Source organism: Bradyrhizobium sp. BR 1433 (assembly GCF_051547665.1).
In the GTDB taxonomy this organism is placed as follows: Bacteria; Pseudomonadota; Alphaproteobacteria; order Rhizobiales; family Xanthobacteraceae; genus Bradyrhizobium; species Bradyrhizobium australafricanum.
Genome location: NZ_JBPUGG010000001.1, coordinates 4321473 through 4334751, shown reverse-complemented (window position 1 = coordinate 4334751; position 13279 = coordinate 4321473). Strand labels below are relative to the sequence as shown.

General features: G+C 64.0%; 13 protein-coding genes and 1 pseudogene. 12 read left to right on the top strand and 2 right to left on the bottom strand.

Annotated features, from left to right (window positions below):
• Nucleotides 1–68: 68 nt before the first annotated feature.
• The 3 genes and pseudogenes from ugpB to ACSKB9_RS21115 form a co-directional block, all read left to right on the top strand.
• A complete protein-coding gene (ugpB, locus tag ACSKB9_RS21125) occupies nt 69–1388 on the top strand; it encodes a sn-glycerol-3-phosphate ABC transporter substrate-binding protein UgpB (protein ID WP_438075472.1) in 1320 nt (439 codons plus the stop codon).
• 162 nt (nt 1389–1550) lie between these two features.
• The gene (locus tag ACSKB9_RS21120; RefSeq protein ID WP_438075470.1) at nt 1551–2501 is read left to right on the top strand and encodes an aminoglycoside phosphotransferase family protein; all 951 of its coding nucleotides are present in this window, start codon (nt 1551–1553) and stop codon (nt 2499–2501) included.
• A 42-nt stretch (nt 2502–2543) separates the two neighbouring features.
• Nucleotides 2544–2682, top strand: a pseudogene (locus ACSKB9_RS21115) (IS1595 family transposase); the annotation flags it as partial.
• Nucleotides 2683–2950: 268 nt separating this feature from the next.
• Here ACSKB9_RS21115 and ACSKB9_RS21110 read toward each other — a convergent pair.
• Nucleotides 2951–3847 (bottom strand): DUF3800 domain-containing protein, encoded by an 897-nt coding sequence (locus ACSKB9_RS21110; RefSeq protein WP_438075468.1) that lies wholly within the window; start codon nt 3845–3847, stop codon nt 2951–2953.
• A gap of 174 nt (nt 3848–4021) precedes the next feature.
• Nucleotides 4022–4315 carry a hypothetical protein gene (locus ACSKB9_RS21105; protein WP_438075466.1) on the bottom strand — a complete coding sequence of 98 codons (294 nt, stop codon included), beginning with the start codon at nt 4313–4315 and terminating at the stop codon, nt 4022–4024.
• 384 nt (nt 4316–4699) lie between these two features.
• Here ACSKB9_RS21105 and ACSKB9_RS21100 point away from each other — a divergent pair, with 384 nt between their 5' ends.
• The 9 genes from ACSKB9_RS21100 (at nt 4700) to ACSKB9_RS21060 (ending at nt 13268) form a co-directional block, all read left to right on the top strand.
• Complete coding sequence (locus ACSKB9_RS21100) at nt 4700–6322, top strand: ABC transporter substrate-binding protein (RefSeq protein WP_438075464.1); 1623 nt, start codon at nt 4700–4702, stop codon at nt 6320–6322.
• A 7-nt stretch (nt 6323–6329) separates the two neighbouring features.
• On the top strand, nt 6330–7343 hold the full coding sequence (locus ACSKB9_RS21095; protein WP_438075462.1) for an ABC transporter permease: 1014 nt from the start codon (nt 6330–6332) through the stop codon (nt 7341–7343).
• A 3-nt stretch (nt 7344–7346) separates the two neighbouring features.
• Nucleotides 7347–8246, top strand: coding sequence for an ABC transporter permease (locus ACSKB9_RS21090; protein ID WP_253588692.1), 900 nt, complete (start codon nt 7347–7349; stop codon nt 8244–8246).
• A 97-nt stretch (nt 8247–8343) separates the two neighbouring features.
• The gene (locus tag ACSKB9_RS21085; RefSeq protein WP_438075459.1) at nt 8344–10170 is read left to right on the top strand and encodes a dipeptide ABC transporter ATP-binding protein; all 1827 of its coding nucleotides are present in this window, start codon (nt 8344–8346) and stop codon (nt 10168–10170) included.
• A 96-nt stretch (nt 10171–10266) separates the two neighbouring features.
• Nucleotides 10267–10446 carry a DUF4089 domain-containing protein gene (locus ACSKB9_RS21080; protein WP_018269566.1) on the top strand — a complete coding sequence of 60 codons (180 nt, stop codon included), beginning with the start codon at nt 10267–10269 and terminating at the stop codon, nt 10444–10446.
• A gap of 7 nt (nt 10447–10453) precedes the next feature.
• Complete coding sequence (locus tag ACSKB9_RS21075; RefSeq protein ID WP_438075457.1) at nt 10454–11851, top strand: AtzE family amidohydrolase; 1398 nt, start codon at nt 10454–10456, stop codon at nt 11849–11851.
• A 1-nt stretch (nt 11852) separates the two neighbouring features.
• Nucleotides 11853–12245 carry an oxalurate catabolism protein HpxZ gene (gene hpxZ / locus ACSKB9_RS21070; RefSeq protein ID WP_310882356.1) on the top strand — a complete coding sequence of 131 codons (393 nt, stop codon included), beginning with the start codon at nt 11853–11855 and terminating at the stop codon, nt 12243–12245.
• Nucleotides 12246–12258: 13 nt separating this feature from the next.
• Complete coding sequence (locus ACSKB9_RS21065) at nt 12259–12996, top strand: GntR family transcriptional regulator (RefSeq protein ID WP_438075455.1); 738 nt, start codon at nt 12259–12261, stop codon at nt 12994–12996.
• Nucleotides 12997–13052: 56 nt separating this feature from the next.
• Nucleotides 13053–13268, top strand: a complete 216-nt coding sequence (locus tag ACSKB9_RS21060) for a hypothetical protein (protein ID WP_438075453.1) — start codon at nt 13053–13055, stop codon at nt 13266–13268.
• Nucleotides 13269–13279: the final 11 nt, after the last annotated feature.

Genomic DNA, 13279 nt, shown 5'->3' with positions numbered 1-13279 from the left:
GCGGTGTCGGTTGAATCTGCGGTTGTAGCGCCTTATGAGGGCGTGTTGGCATCCGGGAACGGCTCGTCGTGAAGTTCGCCTTTAAGCTCCTGCACCTCGTCGTCGCGGCTCTTCTGCTTGTGTCGCCGGCGCGAGCGGCCACCGAGATCATGTGGTGGCACGCGATGTCGGGCGAGCTCGGCAAGCAGCTCGAGAAGCTTGCCGCCGATTTCAACGCCTCGCAATCCGACTACCGGATCGTGCCCGCCTACAAGGGCAACTATACCGAGACCGTCACCGCGGCGATCTTCGCCTTCCGATCGCACAGCCAGCCGGCGATCGTTCAGGTCAACGAGATCGCGACCGCAACCATGATGGCGGCCCGCGGCGCGATCTATCCGGTGTTCGAGCTGATGCGCGATCAGTCCGAGGCATTCGCGCCGTCGGCCTATCTGCCCGCGGTGGCCGGCTATTATGCCGATGTCGACGGCAACATGCTGTCGTTCCCCTTCAATGCCTCGACGCCGATTCTCTACTACAACAAGGATATGTTCCGCTCCGCCGGGCTCGATCCGAGCGTGCCGCCGAGGACCTGGCCGGAGCTCGGCCTCGCGGCCAAGCGGCTGCGCGCGGCGGGCGCGATGTGCGGCGTGACCACGTCATGGCCGTCCTGGATCAATGTCGAGAACTTCTCCGCCTTCCACAACCTGCCGATCGCAACCAAGGCCAACGGGTTTTCCGGGCTCGACGCCCAGCTGATCTTCAACAATCCGCTGGTGGTGCGCCACATCGCGCAGCTCGCGCAGTGGCAGGCCGACAAGACCTTCGACTACAGCGGCCGCGGCCAGGCGGCCGAGCCGCGCTTCCAAAAAGGGGAGTGCGGCATCTTCATCGGCTCGTCGGCCACGCGCGCCGACATCAGGGCGAATTCCAAATTCGAGGTCGGCTACGGCATGATGCCGTACGAACCCGACGTGCAGGGCGCACCGCAGAACTCGATCATCGGCGGCGCGACGCTGTGGGTGCTGCGCGACCGGCCGCGCGCCGAATATGCCGGCGTGGCGAAGTTCTTCGCCTATCTGTCGCGACCGGAGGTGCAGGCCACCTGGCACCAGAACACGGGCTACCTGCCGATCACCCGCGCCGCATTCGATCTGACCCGCGCGCAGGGTTTCTATGATCGCAATCCCGGCGCCTCGATCTCGATCGAGGAGGTGACGCTGAAGCCGCCGACCGATAACTCCAAGGGCATCCGCCTCGGCTCGTTCGTCCTGATCCGCGACGTGATCGAGGAGGAGCTCGAGCAGGTGTTCGCCGGCAAGCGATCGGCGCAAGCCGCGATGGACAACGCCGTCGAGCGCGGCAACCGCCTCTTGCGCCAGTTCGAGCGCGCCAACCCGGACCGGTGAGGGGCATCCAGACTGCTCAACTGTTTCTCCGTCATCCTGAGGAGCCGCGAAGCGGCGTCTCGAAGGATCGACGGCCACCAGTCGGGCCGATTCATCCTTCGAGGCTCGCTCCGCTCGCACCTCAGGATGACGGGGATAGATTGGGCTACGAGATTCCTTGAAATGCTATCCCTTCCACTCCTCACCGACTACGACACTTACCGTGCCTGGCGCAGCGACACGTCGCGCTGGTTGCCGGTCGTGCGCGATATTGCCGATGGCCACGGGCTGTCGTGCCTCGCGCCGCATGTGTTCTCGACCGGCACCAACCTCGTCGTCGCGTTGGACGATGGCCTGATCCTCAAACTCTTCCCGCCGTTTCTGCGCCGGCAATTCGTGTCCGAGCGCGGCGCGCTTGCCGGGTTGCGCGGACGGCTCGGCATTCCGATTCCCGACCTGGTCGCGGAGGGCGAGCGCGACGGCTGGCCGTATCTCGTCATCACGCACCTCGCCGGCACCGTCGGTTCGGAGGTGTGGCCATCGCTGCCGGAAGCCGAGCGGGAGCGGGTGCTCGCCCAGATCGGGGCCGTGATTGCCGAGGTGCAGCGCGTGCCGCCCGGCAGCCTGCTCGCGCTCGAGCCGCGCTGGGAGGCCTTCATGCGCGGGCAGATCGGGCAGTGCCGGGCGCGGCATGAGCGGCTCGGCCTGCCGGCGAAATTCCTCACCTCGCTCGACGATCTGCTGCGTGACGCCGCCGAGTTGATCCCGATGAACGCGCCGCCGGTGATCCTGACCGGCGAGTACATCCCGGAGAACTTCCTGCTCGGGCGCCGGGCCGACGGCTGGCACGTCGCCGGCCTGTTCGACTTCGGCGACGTCCGCACGGGGTGGGGCGAGTACGACCTGCTCGGTCCCAGCGCCTTCATGGCCGCCGGGCATCCGCGGCTTGTGCGCAGCCTGTTCGACGGCTTCGGCATCCCGCGCAGCGAGGTGACGTTCACCCTGAAGCGGCGGCTGATGGCGCTCATGATGCTGCACTCTGCCAGCGATCCGCTCCGGCACATCTGCATCGCGGGCTGGCCGGACCGGGTCGATGACTTCGTGCAGTTGCAGGAGCTGATCTGGCCGGATTAGCCTTTTCGGCGGCGGCAGTGATGTACTTTTTACAAACCCAGTCTGGCGGAGTTTGATTTCCGCTACAGCAACCGTGTCGCGCTTGGCGTGGACGATCAGGATCGTGCTGAGAAAGCCATTCGTGGTGTGACCGGCAAGCGAACTCACGTATCGTGCCGCTGATCGCTCACCGTCCCGGTAAGCTGGAACGGCGAGCGAATCGAATGCTCGCTAAGGGCGTACAATTAGAGTTTGATTTCGCTCAGCGCGAAAAGTGATTCGCGGTCAATGGGTTAGTAACCTATTGATTCAATGTATAGAATCTGGTACTGATCGTTGCGGCAGGATACGCCGGAACTACCTTGGGCCGAAGACACGCGCGTCAGAGGCAGCTAACGGACAAGGCCGCTCGCGGTAGCGACCTACATATCTCCGTTAGTGGCGACAAGGCCGGGGCCTGCCGCTTCTTTTCATCGTCGGGTGTGAAAACGGGAGCGGTGAAAGCCGTAGTATTCGAGCAGATCTATTTGCTCTGGTTGAAGGTGTGCTTCGTAATATTTGAAGGGCAAGAGTGTCACGCCGAAGTTTTCAATCACACCATCCTTCTCGGCTATTCGAGGCTTAAGTAAACGCGCGTTGTGTGTGTTGAAAATTGTAGGCGGAAGAATATCGACGCCCTGAAAGAACGAACTGGCGATGATATCAGCGAGTTGAAGCCCGGCGTTCACTTGGGGTTGCGATACCTGAATTAGGCGAGAGTCAAAAACCTCCCAATTAATCGTTCGTTTGGAGAGGTAGGTCGTTCCCGCCTTACTCTGATCTTTCAGCATTTGGCCGTACCACGTCGCCCGCGCGTAGCTGTGGGTGCCGCGTTCACCTAGGATTATTTTGACGTGGCGCGGCTCTCCATAGGCTCGGATCGAATGGCGATAAACGAAATCGGTCACCCGCTCCAAGATGATTCGCAGGCACCAATTGTAGAAGACCTGATCGATGCCAATGCCTTCGCTTCTCGATGCCGCGCGTAGGTTTCGGTGCCCCTTCATATTCGTCTTATTCGAAAGCATCGCAAAGCATCGAACGGCATTGATGCCACCGAGTAACTGGCACGCAATGGGCTTTCGCCATTCATCTAGATCGCGGAAATGCAGCACGGTTTGCTGCTTCATGCGCAGCTCATCGAGAATCTTGCGAACCCAGTCCACCTGATGGCTTTCGCTCTTTACCTGGATCAGCGAGCAACCAAGGACAAACCACTCACTGCCGCCCCCTGGATCAAGTGGGCGAACGCGGCGAATCCCCGGATCGCCTGCTTCATCAATGCAGGCGATGTAGGAGTATGGCGGCGGCTTCGTCAGATCGGACATCACATGCCAAAGTCAAAATCGCAGGTTCAAAAATTCCGCGAGGCAGCCCGCGACCTCGAAGCGGACGACAGCGAAAAGCGGTTCAATGAGAGGCTGGGCAAGATCGCGAAGCAAAAGTCGCGCGCAAAAGGCCCTGCTCCTAGCCGGAAGAGGCCGGCTAAATGAAGCGTGAGCCTATCGGAATTTTAGTTCTGGCAACGCCGACCTACGCTTTATCAGCTCGGCAAAGCTGCGCAGGAGTAGGTAAGCTTGTGACCATGCTTGCTTCTCAAGATCAGCAAGGTCCTTGTAGGGGTCGGTCATCGTCACCGGGAAATCGAAGTGCCCCTCGTCAATGTGTAGGCGGAATTCAAAGTACGTCCGATGAGGTGTCTCATCGTCGCCGTAAAATCCGTGGTCAAAGTCAATCTTTTCAAGGGTGACGTCCACCCTGTCAGGAAGATCGACCTCCGCTACCTTGTCGCTCATGGAGAATCTCCGGTTGATCGAATCAGGTTGTAACAACCTGTAGGAATCATAACCGGAGCCCGGAAATCAGCGCATCACAAAAAGATTCAACCCGTTGTTTTTCAACGTCTATCCACGGCTTGGGGTGAGCAAAGTGCACAATTCCGTCGGCACGTTCTCGGCCGTCGGCCAGAAAGCGAGCAGCGCTCGGGTTGTGCTCGTTTATTGAGCATTAGACCTTCCTTTGTATGCAACGTCTACGCGTTCATCTGCGCTAGATCAGGGTACCTTTAGTAATTCTCATGTCTTTACAACTAGTTAGCGCCTCATAAGGTTTCGTTAAGGGTTGGCACAATCCTTGCGATCTGAGTTCCAAGGCCGTTTCCCAAGGCGTTGGAGCATCACATGAAGCGTCGCGACTTCCTCAAATCGGTGTCCGGACTGGCAGCGGGGGCGCTGGCGCCGACCGCGCCGGCGATCTGGTCGCCGGCCAAGGCCGATGCGCGCTCCGAGACGCTGTTGATCGTCTCCGAGGGGGGGCCCAACAATCTCGATATCCACGGCATCGGCACCAACGTGCCCGGCTATGAGGTGTCGTGGAATTGCTACGACCGGCTGATCAGCCACGAGATGAAGAGCGGCCCTAGCGGCGTGCCCTATTACGATCGCGACAAGTTCAAGCCCGAGCTCGCCGAGGACTTCAACATCGGCGACATGTCGGTCACCTTCAAGCTGCGCAAGAACGCCAAATTCCATGACGGCACGCCTGTCACGGCGAAGGACGTCAAATGGTCGCTCGACCGTGCCGTCAGCGTCGGCGGCTTCCCGACCTTCCAGATGAGCGCGGGCTCGCTGACCAAGCCCGAGCAGTTCGTGGTCGTCGACGACACCACGGTGCGCGTCGACTTCCTCAGGAAGGACAAGCTCACGATCCCCGACCTCGCTGTCATCGTGCCCTGCGTCGTCAACTCCGAGCTGGTGAAGAAGAACGCCAGCGAGAAGGATCCGTGGGGTCTTGAATTCACCAAGCAGCAGACCGCGGGCTCCGGCGCCTACAAGGTGACCAAGTGGACCGCCGGCACCGAAGTCGTCATGGAACGCAACGACGATTGGGTCTGCGGTCCACTGCCGAAGATCAAGCGCGTGATCTGGCGCATGGTGCCGCAGGCCGGCAACCGCCGAGCGCTGCTCGAGCGCGGCGATGCCGATATCTCCTACGAGCTGCCGTTCAAGGACTTCCAGGAGATGAAGACGAACGGCAAGCTCAACGTGGTCTCGCTGCCGTTCTCCAACGGCATCCAGTATATCGGCATGAACGTGACCAAGCCGCCGTTCGACAATCCCAAGGTTCGGCAGGCGATGGCCTACGCGATGCCGTATCAGAAGATCATGGATGCGGTGCTGTTCGGTCTCGCCAACCCGATGTTCGGCGCGGTAAAGGACAAGCCGACCCAGGTCGCCTGGCCGCAGCCGACGAAATATTTCACCGACATGGAGAAGGCCAGGGCGCTGCTCGCTGAAGCCGGCTACGCCAACGGCTTCGAGACCACGATCTCGTTCGACCTGAATTTCGCCGGGGTCAACGAGCCGCTCTGCGTGCTGGTGCAGGAGAGTCTGGCGCAGCTCGGCATCAAGACCACGATCAACAAGGTGCCCGGCGCCAATTGGCGCACCGAGCTCACCAAGAAGGAAATGCCGCTGTTCACCAACGTGTTCTCGGGCTGGCTCGATTATCCCGAGTACTTCTTCTACTGGTGCTATCACGGCAACAATTCGATCTTCAACACGATGAGCTACAAGTCATCAGAGATGGACAAGCTCATCGACGGCGCGCGCATCGCCGCCGCGAATGGCGACACCGCGGCCTACGACGCCGACGTGAAGGGCTTCGTCGATCTCGCCTTCGCCGACATCCCGCGCATCCCGCTCTATCAGCCCTTCGTCAACGTCGCGATGCAGAAGAACGTGACCGGCTACCAATACTGGTTCCACCGCCGCCTCGACTATCGCGCGATGGCGAAGGGGTGAGGCGCTCATGCTTGCGATGATCGGCAAGCGGCTGCTGTTCGCGATCCCGTCGCTGATCGGGGTCGTGATCGTGACGTTCCTTTTGACGCGTGCGCTGCCGGGCGATCCCGCGGCGTATTTTGCTGGTCCCGCGGCCACCAAGGAGGCGGTCGACCAGATCCGGAAGAAGCTCGGCTTCGACAAGCCGCTGATCGAGCAGTTCGTGCGCTACACCACCGATCTCGCCCACGGGGATCTCGGCTCATCGCTCACCACCGGCCAGCCGGTGGCAGCCGAACTGCGCAGCCGCCTGCCGGCGTCGGCCGAGCTCACTCTGCTCGGCCTCGTCGTCTCCATCGTGATCGCGATCCCGCTCGGCGTGCTGGCGGCGACGCGGCCGGGCTCCTGGATCGACCATCTCTGCCGCGTCACCACCACGGCCGGCGTGTCGCTGCCGGTGTTCTTCACCGGGCTCGTGCTGGTCTATGTGTTCTATTTCCGGCTCGGCTGGTCGCCGGCGCCGCTCGGCCGGCTCGACGTGTTCGCCAGCGCGCCGCCGACCGTCACCGGCTTCTATCTCGTCGACACGCTGATCGCGCGGGATTTCGAGGCGTTTCGTTCCGCGCTCAGCCAATTGATCCTGCCGGCGGTGACGCTCGCGATCTTCTCGCTGGCGCCGATCGCGCGGATGACGCGGGCCTCGATGCTGGCGGTGCTGGCGTCCGACTTCGTCCGCACCGCGCGTGCCAGCGGCCTGTCGCCCGGCAAGGTGATCGTCACCTACGCCTTCCGCAACGCGATGCTGCCGGTCATCACCACGCTCAGCATGGTGTTCTCGTTCCTGCTTGGCGCCAACGTGCTGGTGGAAAAGGTGTTCGCCTGGCCCGGCATCGGCTCCTACGCGGTCGAGGCGCTGATCGCGTCCGACTTCGCGCCGGTGCAGGGCTTCGTGCTGACCATGGCGGTCATGTACGTGCTGCTCAATCTGATGATCGACATCCTCTACGGCATCATTGATCCCCGTGTCAGGCTGGAGGGCTAGAGCATGAGCACCGTAGCTCCAACCGTCGAACCCGCAGGTCCCGCCCGCACGTCGGGGCTTGCCGCGGCCTTTGAGCAGACCCGCTACGTTCTGAGCGAAAACAAGGTCACCGGCTTTGCCTTCGCGCTGCTGGTCCTGATCCTGTTTGCCGCGTTGTTCGGGCCCTACGTGGTGCCGTACGACCCGCTCGCCTCCGACACCGCGGCAGCATTGAAGCCGCCGTCCGCCGCGCACTGGTTCGGCACCGACCAACTCGGCCGCGACATCTTCAGCCGCGTCATCGTCGCGACGCGGCTCGACACCTTCATCGCGGTCGCCTCCGTGGTGCTGGTGTTCCTGATGGGCGGGCTGGCCGGCATCGCCGCCGGCTATTTCGGCGGCTGGACCGACCGCATCGTCGGCCGCATCGCCGACACCATCATGGCGTTTCCGCTGTTCGTGCTGGCGATGGGCATCGTCGCGGCGCTCGGCAACACCGTGCAGAACATCATCATCGCGACCGCGATCGTGAACTTCCCGCTCTATGCCCGCGTCGCACGCGCAGAAGCAAACGTCCGCCGCAATGCCGGCTTCGTGCAGGCGGCGCGGCTGTCGGGCAATGGCGAATACCGCATCCTGCTCGGGCACATCCTGCCCAACATCATGCCGATCATGATCGTGCAGATGTCGCTGACCATGGGCTATGCGATCCTCAACGCCGCCGGCCTGTCCTTCATCGGGCTCGGCGTCCGGCCGCCGACCGCCGAGTGGGGCATCATGGTCGCCGAGGGCGCCGGCTTCATGGTGTCGGGCGAATGGTGGATCGCGCTGTTCCCGGGCCTTGCGCTGATGATCGCGGTGTTCTGCTTCAACCTGCTCGGCGACGGCCTGCGCGACATCGTCGACCCGCAGCGGAGGACGTGATGATGATCTCGATACGGTGTCATAATACCGCTTCGCTACTTTGCATGGGGTTGTTTTGCGGATTTTTGGATGACGCACCCTATAACGGAAGGCGCGCATGACCGCCCAGCCGCTGCTCGACGTCAGCGACCTCACGGTCGAGTTCACCACCCGCCGCGGCATCGTCAAGGCGGTGCAGCACGTCAACATATCAGTCGGCAAGGGCGAGACCGTCGGCATCGTCGGCGAGTCCGGCTCCGGCAAGTCGGTGACGTCTTATGCTGTGATGCGCATCCTCGATCGCGCCGGCCGGATCGCCGAGGGCTCGGTGATGTTTTCCGGCATCGACGTCAAGGCGGCCTCGGAGAGCCAGATGCGCGATCTGCGCGGCCGCGAAGTCTCGATGATCTTCCAGAACCCGCGCGCCGCGCTCAATCCGATCCGCAAGGTCGGTCACCAGATCGAGGACGTGCTGCGCCAGCATGTGCAGCAGGCGCAGGTCACCGATCGCGGCGAGAAGGCGATCGAGGCGCTGGAGCAGGTCAAGATCGCGCGCGCACGCGAGCGCTACCACGCCTATCCGTTCGAGCTGTCGGGCGGCATGTGCCAGCGCGTCGTCATCGCGCTCGCGCTGGCCTGCAATCCGCAGCTTCTGATCGCCGACGAGCCGACCACCGGGCTCGACGTCACCACCCAGAAGGCGGTGATGGACCTGATCGTCGAGCTGACCCGGCGCCGGGCGATGTCGACGATCCTGATCACGCATGACCTCGGCCTCGCCGCCGCCTATTGCGACCGCGTCGTCGTGATGGAGAAGGGCCGTGTGGTCGAGACCGCCAAGTCGGCCGACATCTTCGCCGCGCCCCGGCATGCCTACACCAGGAAGCTGATGCGCGCGACGCCGCGGCTCGGGGTGTCGCTACGGGATCTGTTGCCGGAGGAGGATTCGCTTGCCTCTCCCCGCGTGCGGGGAGAGGCCGACACGCTCGGCAGCGCACTCGCGCGCCAGAGCGTGGCGGGTGAGGGGGACCCTCCACGGGCCGTGCCTGCGGATGCGGCCCCTCACCCCAACCCTCTCCCCGTAAAGAACGGGGAGAGGGGGCGGATGGAGCCTCTCCTATCAGTCGAAAAGCTCGTCAAGGAATATCCGCGCCAGGGCGCGGGCGGGATGCTGGCAAAGTTGTTCGGGCGCAAGCCGCCGGTCGAGGAGGAGACCTTCCGCGCGGTCGACGGCATCAGCTTCTCGATCGACCATGGCGAGAGCGTCGGGCTGGTCGGCGAATCCGGTTGCGGCAAGTCGACGACGTCGATGATGGTGATGCGCCTGATGGATCAGACCTCCGGCCGCATCATGTTCGATGGCGAGGAGATCGGCGGCATCGCGCCGCAGTCGTTCGCGCGGCTGCCGCGGCGCAGCCAGATCCAGATGGTGTTTCAGGATCCGACCGACAGCCTCAATCCGCGCTTCACCGCGGCGCGCGCCATCGCGGATCCGATCATGCAGCTGGGTGACATCCGCGGGCGCGACGCGCTCCGCGCCCGCTGTGAGGAGCTCGCGCGGCTGGTCGGCCTGCCGGTCAATCTGCTGGATCGCTTCCCGCACCAGCTCTCCGGCGGCCAGAAGGCCCGCGTCGGCATCGCGCGCGCCATCGCGCTGCACCCGAAGCTCGTGATCCTCGACGAGCCGACCGCGGCACTCGATGTCTCGGTGCAGGCGGTGGTGCTCAATTTGCTGCAGGACCTCAAGCAGTCGATGGGCATGAGCTATTTGTTCGTGTCGCACGACCTCAATGTCGTGCGCCTGCTGTGCGATCGCGTCATCGTGATGCGCGCCGGTCGCATCGTGGAGCAGGGCACATCCGAACACGTCTTGGGCAATCCGCAGGATGCCTATACAAGGGAGCTGCTGACGGCGATCCCGCATCCGCCGCTGCCGGTGTCTTGACGCATGATCCGGAAAAGTGAGGACCGGTTTTTCCTCGCGACAAACGCGGAATGCGTTTGCGCGGAGATCATGCGCAAAATCGTTATTGGGAGCGAAATGACCGATCATCTCGACGACTATATGAACGCCGTCGCCCGCGCGATGGCGTTGCCGCTGGAGGACGCCTGGCGTCCCGCGGTGCGCGCCAATCTCGACGTCTCGCTGCGGCTGGCGCGGCTGGTCGATGACTTCCCGCTGCCGGACGACGTCGTGTCGGCCGCCGTCTATTCGACCTGAGACCCCGATGTCCGAAACTCCCGCTTCCATGTCGGCCGCCGAGATCGCGCAGGCCGTATCGAGCCGCAAGATCACGGCTCTTGCCGCGACCGAGGCTGCGCTCGCGCGGATCGCAGCGCATGACAAGGTCCTCAACGCCTTCACCGACGTCACCCCCGATCGTGCGCGCGCCAGGGCCAGCGCGGTCGATGCCGCGATCGCCGCCGGTCAGCCGGTCGGCCCGCTCGCCGGCGTGCCGTTCGCGGTGAAGAACCTGCTCGATGTGCAGGGGCTTCCGACCCGCGCCGGCTCGAAGATCAACCGCGACCTGCCGCCGTCGCCGCGCGATGCGACGCTGATCGAGCGGATGGAAGCGGCCGGTGCGGTGCTGGTCGGCGCGCTCAACATGGGCGAATACGCCTACGACTTCACCGGCGAGAACGTGCATGACGGCCCGTCGCGCAATCCGCATGATCCGGCCCGGATGACCGGCGGCTCCTCCGGCGGCTCCGGCAGCGCCGTCGGCGGCGCGCTGGTGCCGATCGCGCTCGGCTCCGATACCAACGGCTCGATCCGCGTGCCGTCGTCATTCTGCGGCACGTTTGGTTTGAAGCCGACCTACGGCCGGCTGTCGCGCGCGCGGTCCTATCCGTTCGTCGCCAGCCTCGATCATCTCGGCCCGCTGGCGCGTAGCGTGAAGGATCTCGCGCTCGCCTATGACGCCATGCAGGGGCCTGATGCCGATGATCCGGCCTGCATCGTGCAGTCGGTCGAGCCGACCGTGCCGTTGCTGGCCAATGATGTCCGCGGGCTGCGGGTTGCGATCGCCGGCGGCTATTTCCAGCAGAATCTGTTTCCGGAGGCGGCAGAGGCGGTCGCGCGTATTGCGAAGGCGCTCGGTGCCACGCGGACCGTGGAGCTTCCCGAAGCGGCGCGCGCTCGCGCCGCGGCCTACATCATCACCACGACCGAGGGTGCCGCGCTGCATCTCGATCGCCTGCGCAAGCGTCCCAACGATTTCGATCCGGCGGTGCGCGACCGTCTCATTGCGGGCGCGATGATCCCGGCGGCCTATGTCGACAAGGCGCAGAAATTCCGCCGCTGGTATCGCGCCAGGATGCTGGAGCTGTTCCAGTCGGTCGACGTGATCCTGGCGCCGGCGACGCCGTGCACCGCGCCGAAGATCGGCCAGGCCAATTTCACGCTCGACGGCGTCGAGCTTCCGGTACGCGCCAATATCGGCATCCACACCCAGCCGATCTCCTTCATAGGCCTGCCGGTGGTCGCCGTGCCGGTGCCGCTCGAACCGATGCCGATCGGCGTGCAGGTCATCGCGGCGCCCTGGCGCGAGGACGTCGCGCTGCGGGTCGCCTACGCGCTGGAACAGATGGAGGTTGCGGCCGCGCCGGCGCCGAGAGGACTCTGATATGGAAATCGATCTTCCTGATGTGGTCGCCGAGGTCACGGCGCAGTTTGAGCGCTACGAGAAGGCGCTGGTCTCGAACGACGTCGCCGTGCTCGACGAGCTGTTCCGCGACGACCGCCGCACGCTGCGTTACGGCATTGGCGAGAACCTCTATGGCTATGCCGAGATCATGGCGTTTCGCGCTGGGCGCTCGCCGGTCGGGCTGATGCGCAAGATCGAGCGGACCGTGATCACGACCTATGGCCGTGACACCGCGATCGCCTCGACGCTGTTCTACCGGGACAGCGCACCGGGTAGAGTGGGGCGGCAGATGCAGACGTGGATTCGCTTTCCCGAGGGCTGGAGAATCGTCGCCGCCCATGTCAGCGTCATCGACGAACCCAAAGGTGCTTGAAGGGCGCTTGAGGATGAGCCTGGATGATCTTCCGACCCGCGCGCCGCAACCGCCGGGCACCGAGTCTGAGCCGGCGCTGCGCCGCATCGATCGGCCATCGTCGCTGGTCGACAAGGTCACCCGTGCCGAAGAGCTGCGGCTGCAGCTTGCCGACGAGATCGTGCGCGGCACGCTGCCGCCGGGCGCGGGCCTCGATGAGACCGACCTTGCGCGCCGCTTCAACGTCTCGCGCACCCCGGTGCGCGAAGCGCTTCGGCAGCTTGCCGCCAGCGGCCTGATCGATGCCCGCGCGCATCGCGGCGCCGTGGTGGCGCGGCCCTCGCTTGAACGGCTCACCGGCATGTTCGAGGCGATGGCCGAGCTGGAAGCGATCTGCGCCGGCCTCGCCGCCGAGCGAATGACGGCCGCGGAGCGCCACGCGCTGGAGGCGATCCACGAGGAGTTGCGGGTGCTGAGCTACACCGGCAATCCCGAGCGGTTCCACGAGGTCAATGAGCGCTTCCACAACGCGATCTATGCAGGCTCGCAGAATGCCTACATCGCCGAGATCACCTTGGCGACGCGGGTGCGCGTGCAGCCGTTCCGCCGCGCCCAGTTCCGCAACCTCGGGCGTCTGGCAAAATCCCACGCCGAGCACGACCGCGTCGTCGTCGCCATCATGCGCGGCGACAAAACAGGCGCCGCCGCGGCGATGCGCGCCCATATCGAGCAGGTGCGCGGGGAATACGAGACCTACGCGGTGTCGGTGTAGGAACTCGCGCGAATGGCGCTCGTTACTTCCGGTCTACAGCAGATCAGGAGCAAGCGATGGCCTCCTCCGAAAAGGATCCCCGGCATCACACCCAAAAGATGAAGCAACGTTTGCAGGAAACGGTGACCCATTTGCGTGCGGATATCCGCAAGGTGGATGAACCGCAGCTGGCGGCGATGTTCGAGACCTCCGCCGAGGTTCTTTCCGGTCTCGTCAAGGCGTTCGACGATTACGAGAAGAAGAACGAGGCCGCCTGGCGCAAGTCGGCCTAGTCTGCCGTCAT